17 protein-coding genes and 5 pseudogenes are annotated in these 20,874 nt (G+C 68.6%); 11 read left to right on the top strand and 11 right to left on the bottom strand.

Features of this window, described 5'->3' with window-relative positions; translation table 11 throughout:
- Positions 1-31: 31 nt before the first annotated feature.
- Complete coding sequence (locus ACFWVV_RS20445; RefSeq protein ID WP_384353085.1) at positions 32-637, top strand: hypothetical protein; 606 nt, start codon at positions 32-34, stop codon at positions 635-637.
- Between the two features lie 284 nt (positions 638-921).
- Here ACFWVV_RS20445 and ACFWVV_RS20440 read toward each other — a convergent pair whose 3' ends face one another.
- Complete coding sequence (locus ACFWVV_RS20440) at positions 922-1,473, bottom strand: glycerophosphodiester phosphodiesterase (RefSeq protein WP_384353083.1); 552 nt, start codon at positions 1,471-1,473, stop codon at positions 922-924.
- 674 nt (positions 1,474-2,147) lie between these two features.
- Between ACFWVV_RS20440 and ACFWVV_RS20435 the strand changes: the two genes are divergently transcribed.
- The 3 genes and pseudogenes from ACFWVV_RS20435 to ACFWVV_RS20425 form a co-directional block, all read left to right on the top strand.
- Positions 2,148-2,411 (top strand): hypothetical protein, encoded by a 264-nt coding sequence (locus tag ACFWVV_RS20435; RefSeq protein WP_384353080.1) that lies wholly within the window; start codon positions 2,148-2,150, stop codon positions 2,409-2,411.
- Positions 2,412-2,422: 11 nt separating this feature from the next.
- Positions 2,423-2,629: pseudogene (locus ACFWVV_RS20430) on the top strand (multiprotein-bridging factor 1 family protein); the annotation flags it as partial.
- Positions 2,630-3,001: 372 nt separating this feature from the next.
- Positions 3,002-4,810, top strand: a pseudogene (locus ACFWVV_RS20425) (BTAD domain-containing putative transcriptional regulator); the annotation flags it as partial.
- A gap of 185 nt (positions 4,811-4,995) precedes the next feature.
- Here ACFWVV_RS20425 and ACFWVV_RS20420 read toward each other — a convergent pair.
- Positions 4,996-5,202 (bottom strand): annotated as a pseudogene (locus ACFWVV_RS20420) (deaminase); the annotation flags it as partial.
- Positions 5,203-5,599: 397 nt separating this feature from the next.
- A pseudogene (locus ACFWVV_RS20415) lies at positions 5,600-6,154 on the bottom strand (transposase); the annotation flags it as partial.
- Between the two features lie 164 nt (positions 6,155-6,318).
- Between ACFWVV_RS20415 and ACFWVV_RS20410 the strand changes: the two are divergent.
- The 4 genes and pseudogenes from ACFWVV_RS20410 (at position 6,319) to ACFWVV_RS20395 (ending at position 7,558) form a co-directional block, all read left to right on the top strand.
- Entirely contained in the window at positions 6,319-6,645 is a 327-nt protein-coding gene (locus tag ACFWVV_RS20410; protein ID WP_384353077.1) for a PadR family transcriptional regulator, read from the top strand.
- A pseudogene (locus ACFWVV_RS20405) lies at positions 6,642-6,998 on the top strand (DUF1048 domain-containing protein). Before ACFWVV_RS20410 ends, ACFWVV_RS20405 begins: the two are co-directional and overlap by 4 nt.
- A gap of 1 nt (position 6,999) precedes the next feature.
- Positions 7,000-7,326, top strand: a complete 327-nt coding sequence (locus tag ACFWVV_RS20400; protein WP_384353074.1) for a DUF1048 domain-containing protein — start codon at positions 7,000-7,002, stop codon at positions 7,324-7,326.
- A 106-nt stretch (positions 7,327-7,432) separates the two neighbouring features.
- Entirely contained in the window at positions 7,433-7,558 is a 126-nt protein-coding gene (locus tag ACFWVV_RS20395; RefSeq protein ID WP_384353071.1) for a hypothetical protein, read from the top strand.
- 1,048 nt (positions 7,559-8,606) lie between these two features.
- Here ACFWVV_RS20395 and ACFWVV_RS20390 read toward each other — a convergent pair.
- Positions 8,607-9,716 (bottom strand): SDR family NAD(P)-dependent oxidoreductase, encoded by a 1,110-nt coding sequence (locus tag ACFWVV_RS20390; RefSeq protein WP_384353069.1) that lies wholly within the window; start codon positions 9,714-9,716, stop codon positions 8,607-8,609.
- A gap of 1,176 nt (positions 9,717-10,892) precedes the next feature.
- Between ACFWVV_RS20390 and ACFWVV_RS20385 the strand changes: the two genes are divergently transcribed.
- The 3 genes from ACFWVV_RS20385 (at position 10,893) to ACFWVV_RS20375 (ending at position 13,513) form a co-directional block, all read left to right on the top strand.
- Complete coding sequence (locus ACFWVV_RS20385; protein WP_384353067.1) at positions 10,893-12,083, top strand: globin domain-containing protein; 1,191 nt, start codon at positions 10,893-10,895, stop codon at positions 12,081-12,083.
- The gene (locus ACFWVV_RS20380) at positions 12,080-12,769 is read left to right on the top strand and encodes a pyridoxamine 5'-phosphate oxidase family protein (protein ID WP_384353065.1); all 690 of its coding nucleotides are present in this window, start codon (positions 12,080-12,082) and stop codon (positions 12,767-12,769) included. Before ACFWVV_RS20385 ends, ACFWVV_RS20380 begins: the two co-directional genes overlap by 4 nt.
- A gap of 588 nt (positions 12,770-13,357) precedes the next feature.
- Positions 13,358-13,513 carry a hypothetical protein gene (locus tag ACFWVV_RS20375; protein WP_384353061.1) on the top strand — a complete coding sequence of 52 codons (156 nt, stop codon included), beginning with the start codon at positions 13,358-13,360 and terminating at the stop codon, positions 13,511-13,513.
- Positions 13,514-13,865: 352 nt separating this feature from the next.
- Here the strand turns inward: ACFWVV_RS20375 and ACFWVV_RS20370 are convergent, their stop codons facing one another.
- The 7 genes from ACFWVV_RS20370 to ACFWVV_RS20340 all read right to left on the bottom strand — a co-directional run bounded on the left by ACFWVV_RS20370 (position 13,866) and on the right by ACFWVV_RS20340 (position 20,365).
- Positions 13,866-14,414, bottom strand: coding sequence for a nitroreductase family protein (locus ACFWVV_RS20370; protein WP_384353059.1), 549 nt, complete (start codon positions 14,412-14,414; stop codon positions 13,866-13,868).
- 113 nt (positions 14,415-14,527) lie between these two features.
- Positions 14,528-15,124, bottom strand: coding sequence for an O-methyltransferase (locus ACFWVV_RS20365; protein ID WP_384353056.1), 597 nt, complete (start codon positions 15,122-15,124; stop codon positions 14,528-14,530).
- 35 nt (positions 15,125-15,159) lie between these two features.
- Positions 15,160-15,930 (bottom strand): sulfite exporter TauE/SafE family protein, encoded by a 771-nt coding sequence (locus ACFWVV_RS20360; protein WP_384353053.1) that lies wholly within the window; start codon positions 15,928-15,930, stop codon positions 15,160-15,162.
- A complete protein-coding gene (locus ACFWVV_RS20355; RefSeq protein ID WP_384353050.1) occupies positions 15,927-16,454 on the bottom strand; it encodes a cupin domain-containing protein in 528 nt (175 codons plus the stop codon). Before ACFWVV_RS20355 ends, ACFWVV_RS20360 begins: the two co-directional genes overlap by 4 nt.
- A gap of 3 nt (positions 16,455-16,457) precedes the next feature.
- Positions 16,458-18,254, bottom strand: a complete 1,797-nt coding sequence (locus ACFWVV_RS20350; protein ID WP_384353047.1) for an FAD/NAD(P)-binding protein — start codon at positions 18,252-18,254, stop codon at positions 16,458-16,460.
- Between the two features lie 16 nt (positions 18,255-18,270).
- On the bottom strand, positions 18,271-19,551 hold the full coding sequence (locus tag ACFWVV_RS20345) for a pyridoxal phosphate-dependent aminotransferase (RefSeq protein ID WP_384353044.1): 1,281 nt from the start codon (positions 19,549-19,551) through the stop codon (positions 18,271-18,273).
- Positions 19,552-19,606: 55 nt separating this feature from the next.
- On the bottom strand, positions 19,607-20,365 hold the full coding sequence (locus ACFWVV_RS20340; protein ID WP_384353041.1) for an iron-containing redox enzyme family protein: 759 nt from the start codon (positions 20,363-20,365) through the stop codon (positions 19,607-19,609).
- Between the last annotated feature and the right edge of the window lie 509 nt (positions 20,366-20,874).

The following is a 20,874-nucleotide window of genomic DNA, read 5'->3' as shown; positions in this document are numbered from 1 at the left end:
GAACGAACGACCCGACGGGGGATCCACCACCATGAACAAGCTCCGCACCGCACTCGCCACCGCAGCCGCTGCCGCACTGGGCCTCGCGGCCCTCGCCACAGCCCCGGCGCAGGCCGCTGCCCAGCCCGCCTTCCTCGCCGCCTCCCAGATGCCGCCGTCGTCGACGCCGTGGACCGCCACCCAGGTCTTCACCGGCGTCCCGGAGAACGGCGGCGTCCTCTGCGCCCCGTACAAGATCCCGGCGCAGAACACCCGCTACCGCGAGTTCAGCACCGAGCTCGACACCAACGGCGTCCAGGTCACCACCGTCGCCCGCACCGAGGCCGACGCCGTGAAGTTGGTCGACACCCTCCGCGGGGCCCTCGCCGGCTGTGGCCCCCTGCTGGAGCAGCAGAACCCGGGCCTGCAGGCCGTCAGCTCCTCCCACGGCAAGCTCGCCGTCGAGGAGGGCGCCTGGGCCTACAGCCTGGACACCGCCGACCCGCAGATCGGCATCTCCGACATCCACCTGTTCTCCGTCGGCCGCGACGGCCGCACCGTCACCCTCGTCCGCTGGGGCCAGATGGGCGACCTCAAGGACGCCCCGCTGACCGCCTTCCGCACCACGACGAAGACCGCCGTCAACAAGCTCCACTGACCCGGGGGCTCCCCCGAGGGCTGACCACAGCTCGACAGCGGCGCGACCGGAACCCGGGCGCGCCGCTGTCGTGCCCACCTGCTCCCCCGCGGCGGAGAGGGGCCGGACTGCTGCCGGGATCCCGCCGCTCGTGCACGACAGACAGCGGTAAGATTCCACGCCACGAAGCCATGCAAGTCACCGGCACTTCCGCCATCACCTCGGACATGACAATTGATCCCCCGCCCGCCCGGCCGGGTTGCCCCAAAATGCCCAACTCCGCCCACGAACCGGTCTCTCGCTGGTCACGCCACCACGCTCGAACGACAGGACCACCACGGTCCCGGATAGAACCGGACACTGCGAGAGCGTCCCACCGCGCTGCGGGGCCTGCCGTCCGTTGAACCTGGACCCTTACATCCAGCCGAACCCACCTCCGGGACAGACACCGCTGTACGAAACCGCGGGGCGTCGGCGCCAGCCGACCGTGCTGGGCGCGGCCAGTCGTTTTGCGGCCCCTTGATCTCCAGCAACAGCCTGGCCGGGCCCGCCTTCAAAGGTTGCAACGCCTGTTCCAGGGTGGGAATGCGGCTTCCGCCGGTGACCGTCAGCCGGGAGATCTGCGCGTCGGTCAGCTGGTCTGTACGCCCGGAGCCGTTGGTCATCCTGTCGAGGGGCTCGTCATGCATGAGCACCGGTGTGCCGTCCCCGGTGTACCGGACGTCCGTCTCCACCACATCCGCCCCAAGACGGGCAGCTGCCTGAAGGGAAGCGAGGGTGTTCTCCGGTGCCGCCCGGGGTGCGCCCCGGTGGCCGATGCCTGCACGCGCGGAACAGACGCCCCGGTCCTTCTTCACCGGCGGGCCGCTGTCGGCCGGGTCGTCCGGTGCGGTGCTGCGGGAGCCGCCACATGTGAGTTGAGACGCAGACAGCCGGTTCCAGGCGGGTGAGGAGAAGGAGGGAATGACATGCAAGATCGGCGCTCAAAGAGCGCCGATCTTGTGTGGCCAACGCGGCAACGTATGACCACCAGGTGCCTGTTCGTGAGGGTGGAGCCCGCAACGGTCAGGCGACTCCCCTACATTCTCGCGCCGGGGAAAACGTCCGCTGAACTGTCGGCTCCTCTGACGCTCGCTTCGTCGACGGCCAGAGGCTAGGACGCGATTTACCTGCTCAGAAGCCTTACGGGCCTGACGGGGGCTTGAGCTGGCATTCCGTTACGAGGACCTGGGCAAGCAGTTCGGTTGAGATGGATCTGCATCTTTCGCCAGTGTGCCCTGTCTCATGATCGCCTGAGCGCGTCTATCGGCAGCTCATAGAGGCATGCGTCTGCTGCGAGCGCTTGATGCACACGATCGCTGCGTGGACACCGGCGCATCAATCCGGCCGAGGCCCTCGCCCTTCGCGGCAGCACGGTGCCACGATACAAGGGCTCATCTCGGCGCCGGCAAGCGCCAGTTGCGCGCCAAAATCTGGAGCCCGCAAACGCCTGACACGCAACGCGTGTGGCGTAGTACTCAGGAGGCAGGACATGCCCCGAACGTCTCATTCCCTGGTCTGCGTCGTACCTGACGCCCCGCGTTCCCAGCTTGCTGCACCCGACGCCGTGGTCATCATCGTCATCGCGGTCCTGGCCTGCGCGATGTCCCGCAGCGGCATGGACAACACCTCGACCCTGACGGTACTGGCGGGCGCCGGCCTGGTGGCGACGAGCGCGCTGCTGCTCCTTCGCGGGGCAAGGCCTGCGACGGGGCACCGCTTCCTGCGGGTGCTGCACGCGATCTCAGCGCCCTAGCCAGCACTGTCGTGGGACGCAAGGAAAGACCAATCACCACGGCCAACCAGGCCTTGGCAAGGCTGGCCCGCTGGCTGCGCGCTCAGCGCGCAGCCAGCGGGTGGTCCTACGAGCAACTGGCCCAACGAACGGGCCTGCACGCCACGACGCTGCAACGCGCGGCATCGGGAGAGCGGGTGCCCAGAGAGAGCGTCGTCAAGGCGTACGCGCGCGCCTGTGACGCCTCGGTCACTACAGCTATGGACCTATGGAAGCGAGCTCGGGTCGATCAGCACCTCGGCACAGCGGCGCGATGGTGGTCAAGCCCTCTCTACATCAACGGACCAGGCAAGCTGACGGCTGGTCTGCAGGACCTCTACATCCTGGCCGGCAGACCCGCCGTGCGCGACATGGAACGGCGGGCAGGCCGATGGGGGAGGCTGCCGCACAGCACTGCGCACCGCATCGTGCGGGGCCAGACCATGCCGCGTGACGAGCGCCAGCTCATCGCGTTCCTCATCGCCTGTGATGTTCCCGAAGAAGAACACCGCCCTTGGGCCGACGCGTGGAGACGCGTCGTAGCGCCGGCCAACTCCCCCAGAACACCCGCCCTGCCACGGTCAACTCTCCTTGCCCCGGGCACGCTTGCCGCCGAGGAACGAACCGGACTCGCCTTCGGCGTCCTCGGCCCCGTGCGCGCCTGGCGTGGCGACGAGGCCCTGCCCTGCGGATCGCCGCAGCAGCGCGCCCTGCTGGCCGTCCTCCTACTACATCAAGGACGCACCCTGACTGCGCCTGAACTCATCGACGCCCTCTGGGGCGCGGAGTCCCCCTCCCAAGCTCTCGCGGCCCTGCGCACCTACGCCTCCCGGTTGCGCAAGGCGCTCGGCCCCAGCGTCCTGGTCAGCGAGTCCGGCGGTTACACGCTGCGCATCGACCCTGACACCTTCGACCTGCACCGGGCCCAGCAGCTGGCTGCCGCGGCTGAGAAGGCCCGCGCTGTCGGTGACCGCTTCCAGGTTCGTGACCTGCTGAACCGGTCCCTGGCACTGTGGGACGGAGAACCGCTTGCATCCGTACCCGGCCCCTACGCTGAGAACCAGCGCGTCCGCCTGGAGGAGTGGCGGCTTCAGCTCACCGAGGCGCGCCTGGACATGGACTTGGAGCTGGGCGCGCATGCTGAGGCGGTCACCGAGCTCACTTCGCTCACCGCCGCGCACCCACTGCGTGAGCGGCTGCGGGAACTGCTGATGCTCGCCCTGTACCGCTCCGGCCGCCAGGCCGAGGCCCTGGCCGTCTACGCAGACACTCGCCGCCTGCTGTCCGACGAACTCGGCGTCGACCCGCGCCCCGGGTTGTCCCGCCTGCAGATGAGCATCCTGCGCGCCGACAGCGAACTCGACCAACTTCCCGCAGCATCCTTTGCAGCCCCCACCGTCGCGCGTCCTGCCCAGTTGCCGGCCACGGTCCCCGACTTCACCGGTCGACTGTCGTTCGTACGGGAACTGGGCGACCTGCTGGCGACGGCCGACACTTCGCTGATGGCCGTCTCCGCCTTCGCCGGCATCGGCGGCGTCGGCAAGACCACGCTCGCCGTGCACGTCGCCCACGCGGCCCGCCCGCACTTCCCCGATGGTCAGCTCTACGTCGATCTCCAGGGAGTTGGCCCGCACGCCGCTGAGCCGGAGACCGTGCTCGGCGCGTTCCTGCGCGCGCTCGGCACCGCCGACTCCGCGATTCCCGACACCCTGGCCGAGCGCGCCGCCTTGTACCGCTCCACCCTCGACGGCCGCCGCATCCTGGTCCTGCTCGACAACGCGCGTGACGCCGCCCAGGTCCGTCCCCTCCTGCCCGGGACCGAGGGTTGCGCGACCCTGGTCACCAGCCGCAAACGGATGGTCGACCTTGTCGGGGCACACCTGGTGGACCTGGACGTGATGTCACCGGAGGAGGCCCTGAAGCTCTTCACCAAGATTGTGGGCGAGGAACGGGTCAACGCCGAGCGGGAAGCCGCCCAGGGCGTGGTTGTAGCCTGCGGCTACCTTCCCCTGGCCATCCGCGTGGCCGCGTCCCGGCTCGCCTCCCAGCCTACCTGGACCGTCTCGGCGCTGGCCGACAAGCTCAGTGACGAGCACCGCCGCCTGGACGAACTGCAGGCGGGTGACCTTCAGGTGCGCGCAACATTGGATTGGAGCTACCGACAACTCACGACTGATCAAGCTCGTGATCTCAGAACGCTGGGCGCCCACTCGAGCTCAGTCATCTCGGTAAATATGGCATGCACCTTGATCGAGGCCAGCCCTATTCAGGCAGAGAGGTCTCTCGAAGAACTAGTGAGTGCCGGGTTCTTGACTCCGCTGACGAACGGCCGATATCAAATGCACGACCTCACGCGGCTCTACGCGAAGCAGGTTACCGAATAAGCACACTCCTTCGACGCCCGGGACATCGGCCCGCCCCATCTGACGCGCCAAACGTTCTCCACCCAGATATACTCACCTGCCCTCCGGCACCACCAGCAGTTTTGCCAAGGCCAACGCGAGCGCCGTATCCGCCCGGACCGCCGGCTCGTACAGCCGACGCTCGGCCGCCGTACGGGGCGACGTCATGCAGGAACACCGAGCGACGGGTGTTCGAGCACGCGGGGCTTGTACTCGACCAGCTGGATGCGGCCGTCGAAGGTGCGGTGCCCGATCATCTCGAGGCCGACGTCCGGATAGCCGTCGTCGGTGCGTTCTTCGCCCGTGGCCCCGGTGATCACCCGGAACGTCACCGCCCGGAAGCGGTCGACCAGTCCGGCTCGCAGCAGGGAGTGGAACCCTAGATGCCGCAGAGCCTGGGTAGTCCGGGCGGCAGGTTGCGGCAAGTCCAGCTGCCCCGCGGTGTTCCCACACCCACTGGCGAACATCCACAAGCGGCCGACCACCCCTTCCCGCGCGACCCCAAGCCCCTGACCGGTTGTCACCCGCCGCCATCCGTAGGAGGCGTGGTCCCGATGCGGGCGGGCACTGGCTCCCGTACGGTCGTGAGCGCACGTTCCCGACAGGACGAGGCACCGGCGGCACCACGGGACCACGCTGGGCCACCCCTTCACCGCTTTCCCTCCGGCCCTGACGTCGCCCCACGGTCCCTCAGCTTGTTCTTTATCTATGGATCTATGGGCGTTACGCAGAGCTACCAGAGTGTCGAAACGCCTGCCCTGTGTACCAGCCGTGGCGCGGTAGCTGCAATCCGGTCGACATCGCGTAGAGGTGCTCGACCCGCGCCTCCTTGGCCGCGTAGTCAGGGTCGCGGGAGGTTTTCCAGGTTTTCAGGCGTTGAAAGGAGACGCCTTCCTCGCGGAGCAGGATGCGCAGGCCCTCGTGGCTGATGCCGTCGACCGCCCCCTCGGCGACCAGGAAGTCCGCCAGCTTGGTCAGACTCCAGGTCGACAACGGCAGGTCGTGTTCAGTCGGTTTGGACTTGGCGATCTTCTTGATCTCGCGCCGCTCGGGCAGCGTGAAGGTCTTCGGCCGGCTGCCCTTGTATTTCGGATACAGGGAGTCGAAGCCCTCGGTGTTGAAGTTGTGGATCACGCCCCGGACCCGGTCGTCGCTGGTGAACGACACCTCGGCGATCTTCGCCACCGCCATGCCCTGCGCTGACAGCAGCACCATCTGGGCCCGCCGCCAGGTCACCACTGACCCGGTGCCCCTGCGGATGATCCGCAGCAGCCGCCGACCCTCGTCATCATCGATCTCGCGTACACGTACTCGTTCCGCCACCCGGACAGGATGACGATCACGCGTCGCCCGGCGCAGCCATCCGGACTTCGTGGTCCGCAAAGCCCGGTCCGTGTTCGCCGATCACTGCCATCTTCCACTACTCGGTGGTACCGTATAGCGGTACTCGGTAGCACGCAGTACCGCTTGGCTGGGGAGGACTCGCGATGGACGACCTGACGGAGATGCTGAAGGGCACGCTCGAAGGGTGCGTGCTCGAAATCATCGGCGGTGAGGAAACCTACGGGTACGCCATCACCCGTCACCTGAACGAGCTCGGCTTCACCGACGTCATCGAGGGGACTGTGTACACCATCCTGCTGCGACTGGAGAGGAACGGACTCGTCCAGGTGACGAAACGACCATCCGGGGTCGGTCCGCCGCGCAAGTTCTACGCGCTCAACGACGCCGGACGCGGGGAACTCGCGAAGTTCTGGGCGAAATGGCAGTACGTCTCATCACGCATCGACAGGCTCAAGGAGGGCGGGAGATGAACTTCTGGGAGACCATCACAGGCAGCGATCTCACCAGGGAATGGAAGGCGTTCGAAGCCCGGGGCGAGACCCTGCCAGACGACTACCGGGCGGCGTGGGAGCAGATCAAGGGCCACCTCTTTCCCCATGGGGACTTCACCGGCCGCAACCTGATGCCTATCCTCGACGCCGCCCTGGGCCTGCTCGAATAAGCAGCGGCGGACGGGCAGAGCGTCCACGAGGCGCTCGGCGACGACATCCGGGGCTTTTGCGCGGCGCTGGCCGGCGGCGAAGAGGTTCGAACCTATCGCGACCGGTGGCGTGAGCAGTTGAACAGGAACGTCGCAAGGAAACTGAGCCAGCTGGGAGGCTGACGTGAGCATCCAGGACATCATCAAGGGCAAGAAGCAGTGGCGGGCGCACATGGCTCGGGTCAAGGCTCTCCCGCCGGACTACCAGATCGTCTACAAGGAGATGCAGAAGTACCTGTTCAAGGTCGGACCGGTCGACCTGCCTGACGGGCCCCTGCTCCCCGGGATCGTCGACTTCTTCGAGGAGGGCGTCGCCGCGGGCAAGGGGGTCTTGGAACTCATCGGCAGCGACGTCGCCGCGTTCTGCGACGACCTGGTCGAAGACTCTCCCACCTATGCGGACGTCTACCAAGAATCCATCGGCAGGGACCCCGGCACAGCCAGGAAGTAGCGCCCGTCGCCTCATGCCAGTGGGTATAGCCCGCACACGCGGTTCGCTCACCTCGGCGCAGAGCGAATAGACGCGGGCCGACCGGCCACCAGAAGCGCCGCAGTCCGTGCCCACCGAGGTGGTCGAACCCGCCAGCGAGACCTGGCTCAACCCCGCCAACACCGGCAACGCCACCGGCCAGCAGGTCTCCGGCGACGGGACGCTCGACACCATTCCCCAAGACGACGACTGACGCCGGCGCACGCCGCGAACTACAGGGCGAACGTTGCCTGATGCGGCACTAGACGCGCTGGGAACGCGGTGAACGACGGCGAAGAAGGCGGCGGCACGACGAGCACGGACGCGCACACAGCGTCGGAGGCCCGAAGCACTGTCGGAGCTGAGTTGCTCACGGATGCCTGCGAGCCCTGCTCACCACAGCTTGCTGCGTGCAGACGTAGGTGCCGCCCCGGGGCGCCTTCCCCGTGACGGCCGCCCCGGGCGCCCGCGCCGCACCCAGCCGTCGAGGCCCGCCGCACGACGCGCCCACTTCGCCACGACGTCCTCCGGTACTCCCATCAACGCCATCGACTCCTCGACCGTGGTCCGGCAGTCCGGCATTCCGCAATGCACCGCACTCGCTGCCCTCCCGAGAGAGGGATAGGTCATGGACTCGGGAGGCAGGTACTGCCCGGCACATCCCAGACACACATAGATCGTCCGCATCGCGCTGTTCCCCTATCCGAGGCCGGAACCGTGGCAGGTACTGCACGGACCGGTCCATTGCCGGGTGACGGACTTCTGGTTTCCCTTCTCGTCCGTCTCCACAGTGTGCTCCGTATGCTCGGTCACCTCTGGCCACCGCACGCCAGGCATGGCTGCTCGTCACCGCTCACCCTCCCAGCATGCCCCCTCCGCCCCTGCCAGCGATACAGGGCACCACCGCACGCGAAGAGGCCCTGGCCCGTCTCCACGCGGCCACCGGCAACCCTGACTCCACCCCCGTCTGGCCCGCGCCGTGTTCACCCGGGGTGACTAGGGCGTCGACACGCTGTTCGAGGAGGCGTTCGTGGGACGGGTGAAGTAGGTGCGCCAGGCCCCTACTGAGAGCAACCTCCTCCCCACTCTGTCCCCTCCAGACACCGCCGCACACAGCACACCCGCCGCGCGTACCAGCGATGAGCGCCTGTTCGATGCGGCCCACCCAGGCGTCCACGGTGAAGAGCCCCGCCACACCAGGTGACTGAGCGAGATGGGTGGCCTCGGCGACCTGACGAGCCGGTCGCGGGATCTCGACATTCTCAGTCCTTCGCGTACGGCCTTCCGGGGCGCCGGCTCCCCCGGAACGTCCGTAGGCCGACCGCTACCAGGCCGCCGGCGAGCGCCGTCGCCCCGGTTCTGCGGAACGCCGCACGCCTGCGCCCGTGCCAGCCCCCGCCGACCGAGGCTTCTTCGTCCCGGGGGCAAAGCACGTTGCGCGGCGCAGGCTCCGCGCCATGGTTCCGGGAGAGGTGGGAACGGTCCGTCTGGAGCGCGAGCACCCTCTCCACCAGAGCGGGCGCCAGTTTCGACAGGAGGCCGAGTACGTGGCTGGCGGGTCCCGCGCACGTCTCCCTGCGCGGACGGCGCGTCAAGCGGACGACGGTCCGCGCCGCGCGGTGGGCGGTGTAGACGGGCGCCATCGGAGTCACCTGGCGCCCCGAGTAGTTGGCGGCACTGCGGAAGAAGGGGGTGGCCATGGTGGCGGGGAGCACCGTGCACACATGGATGTCCTGCTGCCCGGCCAGTCTCAGTTCCTGGCGGAGGCTGGCGCTCATAGCACGTACCGCTGTTTTGGAGAGGACATAGGGCGTGTTGTACGGGACGACGGCCGCGCCGACCGCTGAGGACACGTTGATCACGGTGCCGTGCCCCTGGGCGCGCATCACGCGCAGAGCGGCGCGTGCCCCGGCCACGCAGCCCAGCACGTTCACGTCCAGGACCTGCCGGAAGATGTCGTACGGTACTTCCTCCAGTGCGCCGAAGGCCGCGACCGCCGCATCGTTGAGCCACACGTCGATGCGTCCGAACTCGGCGACGGCCCGTTCGGCGAGGCGGTCCACCGCTTCAGGATCGGACACGTCCGCCGGCCCCCTCACCACCCTCGGCCCCGCCGGAACACCCTCGCAGAAAGCCCCGCCAAAACCCGCTTCCGCACAGCGCGTTGCCCAGGAACACCCGGCGCCCACTCCCCGCCGGGGCCGACCCCCGCCGCCGCGCCGCAACGCCACTCCCCCGACGCACCCCTGTCTCGCACACCGAACCCGCGCTCCCCGGCGATGGGCCACACCCGCCCGCACCGTACGGCAGGCGCCACTGGCACCTCGGCGGCCCGCGAAGCGCCGCCCCCGGCAGCAGAACCACGCGGGCATCGTCTGTTCCTGGGCGCAAGAAGTCGTCGACGCGGCCATGATGGCCACCTGCCGCCGTCAGTACGGCCGCTGACGACTCACGCGCCGTCCCTCATCGTCCAGGGCGAAACCCTCACACGGTAGGTGCAGGACCGCCGGTATGAGAGGGACACGCTGCAACCGGCGCAGCAGTAGCTGCTGGAGAACGCCCTCGGACTCGGTCCGGCTGAAGAGCGTGAGCGGTCGGTGAAGCGCACCCAGGACGACAAGTGGATGCTCAACCTCCCGGCGGCTCAGGCGTTCCACGCCCGAGAAGAGCGCCTGAGGGTGCCGAGGAAGCACATCGAGCACGTGGAGACGCCCCTACATCTGGCCCCTGCGTTTCGACTCCGGTGACATCCACCCGCCCCGACGCAGCGACCCCCGCACCGGCACCGCCTTCGACCCCCGCCCGGACCCAGACCCTGATGGAGGCGAACCCGCCCCCGCCCCACGCCCGCACCTACACCTCGCCCCCTGACCCCGTCCTCACCGGGAGCGGTGAGAGTGGGGGCGTAACAGACCCGTGCACGGCTCCCCAGGCCAGGATCCGGCGGCTGCGGCACGGGTGCACTCGACCGGAACGTCCGTGGCCGATGCCGCCCTCGCAAGGAGCAAGACTCGTTCGGCGACACGCCATGCGTGTACTCGAAGGTCTACCGCTCTCGAGAACACCTGGCTCTGGAGCGAGCTTCGGTTCCCACGGGGAAGACGAACTTCCTCGGCCGGTGGGCAACACGGCCCCGACAAACGGAACCTGCCGACGGGCAGCCGAACTGCCGCGGTGGGCCGCTGTATCCGCCGGCAGCGGACCCCGGACACCTCTGCCGCGCCGGCTGCCGCACGGAAGCCCGCCTGAACTCCGGCCAGGGGGCAAACCCCTGATCGGCGCCCGGATCACCGAGTTCGCACCGGCTCATCCGGGGTAGGGCTTCGGTTCAGTCACCCACCATGCACAATGACTCGTCCACTGTTCAAACATTCGGGGCTCGTCGCCTCGAACGGAATGGGATTTTCTCCTAGGATTGCGAACGTTCTCTTGTCAGCACAACTGCTCAGCCCGGTGCCCCCCACGCCGCATGCGACGACACCTGGCTCCCCCCACCTCGTTCCGGCCCGCCGAACGAGGGTGCGCCGCCGCTCCGTACTGTCCGGGAGATGGACGTGACGTCCGCGCCGCTCACGGACCGGGAGATCTCACTCATCCGCACGAGCCTGGCGGTGGTGGCACCACAGGCGCCGGAAATGACCGTCTACTTCTACACCGTCCTCTTCGCCCGTTATCCCGGAGTGCGCGCGCTCTTCCCCGACAACATGGACGTCCAGCGCGACCGGCTGCTGCGTGGCCTGTTGCGCATCATCGATCTCGTCGACGACGTCGACAACCTCGTCCGGTTCTGCTCCCGGCTGGGGCAGGACCACCGCAAGTTCGGTGCCCTGGAGGCGCACTACCCGGCGGTCGGCGAATGTCTGGTGGCCTCCCTGGCCCGCTACGCGGGTACCGCGTGGAACGCCGAGGTCGCCGCCGCCTGGACACACGCCTACACCGTCGCGGCCCAGGTGATGACCGCAGCCGCCGCTGACGACACTCGCCTGCGCCCGGCCACCTGGGAGGCGGAGATCGTCCGCCACGAGCACCGCGGCGACGGCATCGCCGAGATCACCGTACGGACCGACCTGCCCTACCCCTACGTCGCCGGGCAGTACGTGAGCATGGAGACCCCCTGGTACCCCCGTACCTGGAGGCACTACTCGCCCGCTCACGCGCCCCGCGCGGACCGCTCGCTCACCTTCCACGTCCGCGCCGTCCACAGGGGGCAGGTCAGCCACGCGCTGGTCCATCGCGCCGCCCCGGGCCACCGGGTACGGCTGGGGCCGCCGCAGGGCGACATGACGCTTGCCGCTGCGGGTGACCGCGACCTGCTGCTGGTCGCCGGCGGCACCGGCCTCGCACCGATACGCGCCCTGCTCGAAGAAGCGGCGGCCTCCGGCATGCGCCGGTACGCCGACCTGTTCGTGGGAGCGCGGACCGCCCGGGAGCTGTACGGCCTCGACGACATGCTGCGCCTGGCCCAGCGCCACCACTGGCTGTCGGTCCGCGGGGCCGTCTCCCACGAGGACATCCCGGGACAGCAGGGCACGCTCCCGCAGGTCCTGCGGGAGTTCGGGCCGTGGAACCAGCACGAAGCCTTCCTCTGCGGCCCGCCCGCCATGGTCACCGCGGCCGTGCAGACCCTGCTGTACCAGGGCACACCCGAGGCCCGCATCCACCACGACCCGCTCGACACCCCCGTCCTCAACGCTCCCCTCACCCCTCCCCGACCCGCTCAGGAGATCGACCAGCTGTGACCCACCCCGACGCCACCCCCTCGCAGGGAGAGCGCCTGCTGCAGGCCCACCTGGGCACCAGCGAACGCGCCGACGCCTTCTACGACCGTCAGGTCCACCCCCACCTGACCCCGCCCATGCGTGACTTCATCGGCCGGCAGTCCATGGTCTTCCTCTCGACCGCCGACGCCCGCGGCCACTGCGACGCCACCTTCCGCGCCGGCCCGCCCGGCTTCGTCACCGTTCTGGACGAGCACACCCTGGCCTACCCCGAGTACCGCGGCAACGGCGTCATGGCCAGCGCCGGGAACATCACCGAGAACCCGCACATCGGTCTGCTGTTCATGGACTTCACCCGCGATCACATCGGACTGCACGTCAACGGCTCCGCCCGGCTCCTCGGAGAGCAGGAGATACGCGCCGCCCACCCCTGGATACCCGCCGATCCCGCTCCGGGACGGCAGCCCCTGCTGTGGACGTACATCACCCTCCACGAGGCCTACGTCCACTGCTCCAAGCACATCCCCCACCTCGAACCGGCTCCCCGCCCCATGCAACTGACCCGAGCCCGCCCCAGGGACCCCGACTACTTCACCGCACCGGCCCCGGTGCCCGCGACGTACGACGCGAAGCCGGCGCCTGCACCCGCCGAGCCCCCGCACGACCGCCCGGCCGGGCACCCCCTGACCGGCGCACGCGAACACTGAACGGAGAGCGACGCGCCGCGGGCCTCTCACGCTCCGGAAGCGGAGATCTGCGCACCTGCGACAAGGGGTGCCGGCCACGAGCATGAGCTGTTTCGCGCGGTGTGCGGCTGCTGAGGCATGCGGCCGGTGCGGGCCCGGCGTCGGGGCGGATGGGCAGCAGGGTGTCCATCCCGGTGCCGCTGAGCAGACGAAGGCTCCGAGGTCGAGGCCGCCAAGGTTCAGGGCGCCGCGGAGCAGCCGTACCCCGGCCCGCCGCACGCAGGACGGTGAGCGGCGCGGGGCTAGCCCCGCGGGTCCGGAAGAGGAACCTGCTGCCCGACCCCCGAGCAGTGTCCTGCGCTGTTGCCCCGCTTCTTCCCAAGGGATGGCGGGGCAGGAGGCTGTGAGGGGGTGTCTGGGTTTTCCGAGGCACCCACCTCGTGGGGTTCGCGCCGGAACCGGAGCACCGCTGCCAGGAACAGCCCCGCGAGGCCTACGACGCCAAGCCACCGCCACGCGTGGCCGATGGCGATCTGGAACCAGGGAGCGAATTCCCGGACGGTGCCGCACGGCGCGTACGGCACAGTGTGGTTCCTCAGGTGGTCACTCATGACCCTCGTGGTGTCCGACTGCCAGACGCACCAGCCGCCGTCGCCCTGCCCAAAGGACAGCACGAAGGCCAGGACGATCGCGGCGATCCCGCCCACGACGAGCCACGGAATCGGCGACGAGTTCCTCGCAGCCGTGCTTACCGGCCGTTCCTGACTCAACAGCCGGACTCCTTCGTTTTCGGTGTGGAAGTACAGGGTGAGCGAGCGAGCACCCAGAACCATCGCATCATCTCATCGCCCTTTGGCCCGAACCTTGGCGCGGGCCGGCTCACCCGCAGGTGCAGCCGGCCTGTTCTGCGGCCTTCCGGCGTAGCCCGGTCCGGCGGGCTTCCAGGGCGTCACGGATCGGCTGGGCGGCGCAGCCCTCCTTGATGTCGTTCCCGTTGTTGGGGCCCTTGGTGAAGGCGATCAGGATGGCCTTCCAGTCCTTGCGGGCCGTCGCCCGGGACAGAGCGTCGTAGCGTGCCCGGCCCGCCCCGGTGGCACGGAAGCGGGACGCCCAGGCGTCAGGTGCGCAGGACGCACATACGGTCCGTGACGTCCTCGACCCTCCGGCGGTCCGGACGCACCCGGACACCGGGCGTCCCGATGTCCAGGGAGCCCAGCAGTTGTTCGTCCGGGCCGATGCTCAGCAGCTCCCGGCTCCGCTCGCTCCGGCACCACCGCCCCTTGCGCCAGACGCTGCCGAAGCCGCGGGCGTGCAGCAGCAGCATCAGGCCGTAGGCGACATTGCTCGCCGCGGCGAGCTGCTCCCACTCGGGCACCCCGCACTCCGCGCTCGGCGAGAAGACGAGCACCGCCTTCAGGGGCGCCTGTACGGACTCCTCCCCGGCCGGGGCTCCTTCCGCGGAGTCCCCGCAGTCCTCCGCGTCGGCGCCGAGCCGGTCGCCCACCGCCGCGAGTTCCGCGTCCCGGAGCAGGATCCAGCGCCACGGGCGCAGTCCGCCGTGGTCGGGGGCGGCCGCAGCTCCCTTGAGCAGGTAGGCGAACTCCTGGTCGGAGGGTGCCGGACCGGCGAGTTCGTGGATGCTGCGGCGCGTCAGAATGGCCGTCATGACGTCCAAGGCAGGTACTCCTCAGTACGGATCCGGGTACGGATGAGGCTGCGGATACGGGCCCGATACGAAATCGGGTACGAGTACGAGTACGAAATCGGGTACGAGTGCGGCTAGGACGCGCCCCCGGACTCCTTGAGGAGCACCAATTCGCCCTTGCCCACGGGCAGCAGGACCCCGGAGAAGTCGTCCGACGCCTCGACCAACTTGTTGAACTCCTCCAGCTGGTGCGCGTGCGAGACGGCGTTGTCGATCACGAGCAGGCAGCCGTCCGCGAGGATCCGACGCAGCGAGTCCCACCAGCCGACGTACTGCGCGCGGTTGCTGTCCAGGAAGAGGAAGTCGTACTCGCCGGCGTCGCGCCCGGCGATGAAACGGCCCGCGTCGTCGGTGATCTGCCGGATGCGGGAGTCCAGTCCGGCGCGCCGGAAGTTGTCTCCGGCCATCTCCGCCTTCTCCTCGGCCAGTTCGACCGTGGTCACCGTGCCGCCCTCGCCCACGGCGTCGGCGAGCCAGAGCGTCGAGTAGCCGTTGGAGGTGCCGATCTCCAGGACGTTGCGCGCCTTGCACGCCTTGACGAGCACCGCGAGGAACGCGCCGGTGTCGTGCGTGATGTTGAGCATCTTCCGGCTGCGCAGTGCCGTGGACGAGTCGTTGGCCTCGCCGAATTCCTCCAGCTCGCGCAGTAACTCGGTCAAGGCCTGTTCCATGATGTGTGTCTCCTCGTCAATGAACTGGTCCGGTGTCATTTGGCAAAATTCTGGACCGTGATGTAGAGGCCCAGCAGCACCAGAGCGGTACAGAGTACCGTGTGGAATTTTTCCTCGGGAATGCTGTGGCGGATCTTGTTTCCGAGCGCCATTCCCAGAAACGCCGGTACCAGGGCCGCCGCCGACATGAGGAGGAGGTTCACTTCCAGGAGGTCCTGAGTGCGCAGCGACCACGCCAGGGAAACCGTCGACAGCGTGAACAGGATCCCCATGCTCTGGATCAGCTGGTCCCGCAGCAGACCGATCGACTGGAGGTAGAAAACTCCCGGTACGGCCGAGGATCCGGTCATTCCGGTAAGGAATCCGTTGACCGCTCCGAGAAAGACGCCGACCGGGTGGTTCCACCATTTTCCCCTGATGTTCACCCGCAGTCGGAAAAGGCCGAGAATTCCGTAGACGGCGAGCCCGACGCCGAGCAGGGCGGACATCACATTCGCCCGGAAGTAGCTCAGCGTCAGGGCCCCCGACAGGGTGAACACGGTGGCGGCCAGGAGGAACGGCCAGGTGAGCCGGATGATTCTTTGGCCGTGGCCGCCCCGGACCGCCTGGGCCACGTTGGTCAGGAACGTCGGGATGACGATCAGCGCCTTGGCGGGCTCGATGCCGATCGTCGCGGTGAGCACACCGAGCACGACGGGCGGCAGGCCCAGACCGGTCAGTCCCTTGAACAGGCCGCCCACGAAGAACGTGAGGACGATCAGTACGAAGGTGGCCGGCCCGAACGAGAAGGGAGCGGCGTCGGTCACGGTTGGACGGCGGCCCTCGGGTGCTCGGCCGCGATCCCGCGGCCCACGAAGCAGCGCAGCGCCTGCACCACGTCGCTCTGTTCCTCCTCGGTCAGGACCTCGGGCCTCTCCGCCGCGAAGTGTTCGGCGAGCTTGCGGATGTCCCCCTCGCGGTTCTCGATGTACACCTCGGCGTCCGCCACGTGCGTGGCTTCACGGTCGGCGACCTTCTCCGCGAGCCCTTCGGCGGGCGGTACGAAGTTGATGTCGAACGCGCCGATCTGGAGAAGGACGTACCGCGAGTGGGTTCCGACGGGTGCTCCGTTGACGAACCGGTGCTTGTTCGTGCGGGGCACCTGGAAGACCTGCCCGGGATGCACGGTGAACACCTCCCCGGCCTCGGGGAGTTCGATGGCTACCTGCCCCCGGGAGCAGTACACCATGTCGGAGACCTCGCTGTGGAAGTGGTAGGGCACCGCTTCGTGATCGAGGTTGAAGACGCTGACCCGCAGACCGTCCTGGTAGTAGAACTCTTTCATTTCCATGATTCAGCTCCGTGTTTCGGTGGTGATCAGCTCTGAGTCGTCCGGGACGGTGGCGCTCTCAAGGTTCCCGGTCTGCTGCGGAATGCCTCTCGCGGTTTCGGCCCAGTCGGCGGCGACCTGTTCGGCGGCTCTCACGAAGGCCCCGGCGTAATTGTTCTCGGTCTGCCAGAACCTGACGGGGGAACCGTACGACGACAGGTGCGGCGAGGCGCCGGTGATTCCTCCCACACGCCGGGTCACCCGGTAGTCGCCGTGCGGGTCGAGGGCGAGTCCGCCGGTGGCATAGCCCGATTCCTCGTGACGCACGATCTCGCCCCGCCGCAGCAGGTTGCGCACGAGGGGCGAGGGGTGGCGCTCCAGGCCGAAGTCGTGCGCCTTGGCCCGTACGACGCAGTCGGCCCGCAGCCGGGACCGCTCGCCGTCGGCCGTCTCGTAGGCGATCACGAATCCGCCGTCCTCGTGCACGCCGACCGGTGGGTCCGCGTAGCCGTGCTGCACGGTGGACAGGACCCCGGCGTCCATGAGGGCGAGCAGCTTCTCCGCGTTGGCCTTCGGCATCGGTACCGCGGTGCGGATGAAGTGCGTGTCGAAGTGCCGGTCGTACAGGGCTTTGTCGGCGGATGTCAGTTCCCGGTAGAAGCACATGCGGCGTGCTTTCAGGACGAGCGTGTGGACGAGGTTGCCGTGGCGTGCGTCGTGGAGGTCGCTTTCGAGCTTCTCCCTGGCCGAGGCGAAGCGGGGCTTCGCCACGTCGCGCCACCCGAGCGCCCCGTCGGTCGCCCGGCGCAGGTCCTTGTCCAGCAGGTCCAGCACGGGTTCGAGCCGCAGCTGCCCGCGGTTCTCGCTCCGGATGCCGGCCAGGGCGCCGGGGTTGAGATGGTGCAGTTCGTGGCCGGTGAGCGGGCCCCGGACGGGCGGGAAGAAGCCGGAGCGCGACCCGACGACAATGTGCAGGGGTTCCGTCCCCCATGCCGTCGGGGCGGGTCGGTAGGAGTCGATGTGTCCGTCGGCGGTGTACGTGAACGCGCCCTCGTCGCAGAGGGTCATGACGGCGTCGATGCCGCTGGGCCCCATGCCCTGGACGTAGACCCGCGGACGGTCGCCCGCACCGCGCCGCGAGCGGACGCGGTCGGCGACGGCGGGCAGGATCCTGCCCGGTGGGTAGGGCGCCGCGAGGTACCCCGGGTGTTCCGCGAGCGGGTCGCCCTGCGCGGACTGCCAGTGCCCGGTGCTCAGCAGCACCCGGTCGAGCCCGTCCAGGTCGAACTCGCGGCCCGTCGCCAGGTCGCGGAGCCGTACGGAGAATCCGTCCCGCGCGCTCCACCCGTCGACGGCCTCGTGCTCCGTGTACTGCCGCACGTCGATGCCGTGCTCCCGGGCGGTCCGCACCGCGTCCTGGAACCGGTGCTCCAGGTACAGGCCGAACAGGGCCCGCGGATAGAACTCGCCGTTCTCCGGCCGCCATTGCTCCAGGTCGATCCCGGGGTGGGTCTCCAGGACGAGTTCCGGGTGGTCGGCGACGAGCCGGGGCTTGTTCTCGGCGAGCCAGTCGACGAAGTCGTTGCCATGGATGCCCATGGTGCTCGCCTCGTTGTTGCACCGGTGCCCGAGTTGGGCGTTGTCCTTGGCGTAGGGGTATCCGGGGCCGCTGACCGGCCCCCGCTCGACCGTGGCGATCGAGACCGCCGGACGGGAGAGCGGGGACCGACGGCCGGGATCGGTCAGTTCTCGGACCAGATGCCACAGCGCGCAGGTTCCGGCGAATCCGGTGCCGATGACGCAGTACCTGACAGTTCCCACCGTGTTGGCTTTCAGCTCAGGACTCCAGACGGCTGAGGGCACCCCTGATGCGTGTGCCGGCTTGGCTCAGGGTGGAACCCGTACGGCCGCAGTTGATCCGTACGTAGTGGTCGAACTCCTTCTCCTGGGCGAAGTGGTTGCCGCAGATGGCGGCGACCCTCGCCTCCTCCAGCAGGAACTGGTCCGCCGTGACGTACCCGTGCTGCTGGTAGGCGTGGGCGTAGTGCGACAGGTCGACGAAGAGGAAGTAGCCGCCGTCGGGGGGCCTGACCCGCAGTGCGGGCACGGACTCCAGTTCGCGGAGCATGACCTCCAGGTTCGCCCGCGCGGACCTGGCCCGTTCGGCTGCCACCTCGTCCATGTCCGGCTGGAGCGCGAGGTGCGTCGCGACCTGGCCGTAGGTGGAGGCGAACGACGTGAGGTTGACCTGGGCACGGGCGGCGGCCTCGACGATGTCGGGCGGTCCGCACAGGTAGCCGATCCGGTCGCCGTGCATGCCGTACGTCTTGCCGGGGCCGGTCACCGTCAGCGTCCACGGCCGCATCGGGGCGGGGGTCCCGTCGGGCAGGGTGGCCTCGATGGCGGCGAAGGTCCGGGCGCGCTCGCCCAGGACGTGGGCCTCGTAGGGACAGTCGAACAGGACGTAGACCGGGCTCGCGCCGTCCGACTCGCGCCGCTGGTTGTGCCGGGCGAGAACCTGGGCGAGCGCGGAGAGCTCCTGCGTGGAGTAGATCTTGCCGGTCGGGTTGACGCAGTCGCCGAGCACCACGATCTTGGTGCGGTCGTTGAGTGCCTGCTCCAGGGCCGGCGCCGTCAGCCCGTCCCCGGCCGTGACGCGGACGGTCGTCGGCACGGCCTCGTGGAGCAGCACCATGTCCGGGTAGTGGGGCCAGTTGGGCACCGGGACGACGACTTCGTCGCCCGGATCCAGCAGGGCGTGGAAGGCCACGGAGATGGAGCCCTTGACGCCGCCGGGCGTCACCAGGATCTCGTTCTCCGGGTCGTAGGAGATGTCGTGCAGCCGGTTCACGCGCGCCGCGACGGACTCCCGCAGGAAGGGGAACCCCTTGATGGGGGCGAACGCGTGGAGCACCTCGGGCCGCGTACGGATGAAGTCGATCACGCCGCGGTCGATCCGGGGGTCGGCGGGTGTGTCCAGGGCCCCGATGCTGAGGTCGATGACCTGGTCCTCCGGGGCGAGCGTGCTGTTCATCGCCAGGAGTTTCGCGGCGGTGCCGTGGGTCACCGATTCCGGGATGTTCAGGATGGCGCGGGAGATTCCTCGGTTCTTCTGCACAGTCGTGCGGTCTACCTCTCTGGAGTCGTGCGGGCAGCCTCGGGGAACCGCGGACTCAGGTGGTGACGGCCTTGTGCATCGCGTTCCACATGCGCAGCTGGATGTCCAGCGTCTCCGTCGCGGCGGCGGCGATGGCTGCCACGTCCGCGTCGCTGTGGCAGTTGTTCACCACGCATTTCTTGGCGTCCGCGGCGTGGCGTTCCTCGACGCCCGCGTCGCCGACGTGGACGTTGAAGTAGACCTCGACGTCGTGGACGAACTTGTCCTGCGGCAGGTTCTTGTTGGTGTTGCGGAACGCCGTGCGGCAGATCTTGAGCATCCGGTCGGCGTGGGACTCCAAAGCCATCGCGACGCCCAGCATGCTGTGGTAGCCGGCCATCAGCAGGTCCAACGTGCGCTGCCGGTACTCCAGGGTCTCCGGGATGACGAGCTTGCTCTCCCGTGCCTCCTTGACCAGCATCGGAGTCACCCCGAACTCGACCTGGCCGTGCAGGTTGTGGGTGTTCTCCATCAGCACCTCGTGGCAGTGCGCCCGGTTTCCGTCGCCGGTCTCCTCGTTGAGGATGTGCGAGAACAGGACGAGGGTGTCCATGTCGTCGTGCGCCGCGGCCTGGGCGCACACGTGGGCTATGCCCTTCACGGTGCCTTCGGTGCGGTGGTAGAAGTTCGCCCGGTGGAAGTCGAACGCGTCACCGGTCCAGGGCGTTCCCTCAAGGAGCTTGAAGTACTCGTTCTCGTAGACCGGGTGCCGGTCCAGATCGTCGATGAGCGTGGTGACCGAGTCGTGAATGGCCGTGCTGGGAAACGTTGTCATTCGTGTGTCCACTCTGTTTTCAGGCGCGGTTGACTGACGGAACGACTTTGCCGAGCAAATGGAACGGGAACGCAACTGGTCGATGCACGGGTCGGACCGGGGGAAGAAGGGCTCCTCAGCCCTTTTCCTTGCGGACCCGGACGAGTGCTGCACCGTTCCTCCACTCGTCGGCGTGCCTGCCGCCGACCCGTCACGATCATCCTGACGGACGGATCTTGGGCTCCACAGGACGGAAACTCGCCATTGCCAGCACAAACGCGGGCCGGGCGGGCGCACGGGAGAGGCGTACGTGAGGAGCGATGCGCCTGATCTGCGGAAACGATTGTGCCCACCAACTATCAACAACGCGATTCAGGACAGGACCGCCGTGGAGATCAGGACAGGGCTCGTACGGAGGCCGGCGGGCGGGGAACTCCCCTCGCTCGCACACCCGTTCTTCGCGATGGCGATCGTTCGGCGGCGGCACCGGGCCCCAACTGCGGGTTTCCCCGGCCGGCCGGGACGGCGGG

Origin of the sequence: Streptomyces sp. NPDC058663 (assembly GCF_042716745.1) — a bacterium.
In the GTDB taxonomy this organism is placed as follows: domain Bacteria; phylum Actinomycetota; class Actinomycetes; order Streptomycetales; family Streptomycetaceae; genus Streptomyces.
This window is presented reverse-complemented; position numbering and strand designations above follow the sequence as displayed.

What these genes read in the sequence shown, in the direction of transcription:
- ACFWVV_RS20445 (WP_384353085.1), top strand. Translation starts at nt 32, where the DNA reads ATGAACAAGCTCCGCACCGCACTCGCCACCGCAGCCGCTGCCGCACTG.
- ACFWVV_RS20435 (WP_384353080.1), top strand. Translation starts at nt 2,148, where the DNA reads ATGCCCCGAACGTCTCATTCCCTGGTCTGCGTCGTACCTGACGCCCCG.
- ACFWVV_RS20410 (WP_384353077.1), top strand. Translation starts at nt 6,319, where the DNA reads ATGGACGACCTGACGGAGATGCTGAAGGGCACGCTCGAAGGGTGCGTG.
- ACFWVV_RS20390 (WP_384353069.1), bottom strand. Translation starts at nt 9,716, where the DNA reads ATGCCCGCGTGGTTCTGCTGCCGGGGGCGGCGCTTCGCGGGCCGCCGA.
- ACFWVV_RS20385 (WP_384353067.1), top strand. Translation starts at nt 10,893, where the DNA reads ATGGACGTGACGTCCGCGCCGCTCACGGACCGGGAGATCTCACTCATC.
- ACFWVV_RS20375 (WP_384353061.1), top strand. Translation starts at nt 13,358, where the DNA reads ATGACCCTCGTGGTGTCCGACTGCCAGACGCACCAGCCGCCGTCGCCC.
- ACFWVV_RS20370 (WP_384353059.1), bottom strand. Translation starts at nt 14,414, where the DNA reads ATGACGGCCATTCTGACGCGCCGCAGCATCCACGAACTCGCCGGTCCG.
- ACFWVV_RS20365 (WP_384353056.1), bottom strand. Translation starts at nt 15,124, where the DNA reads ATGGAACAGGCCTTGACCGAGTTACTGCGCGAGCTGGAGGAATTCGGC.
- ACFWVV_RS20355 (WP_384353050.1), bottom strand. Translation starts at nt 16,454, where the DNA reads ATGGAAATGAAAGAGTTCTACTACCAGGACGGTCTGCGGGTCAGCGTC.
- ACFWVV_RS20340 (WP_384353041.1), bottom strand. Translation starts at nt 20,365, where the DNA reads ATGACAACGTTTCCCAGCACGGCCATTCACGACTCGGTCACCACGCTC.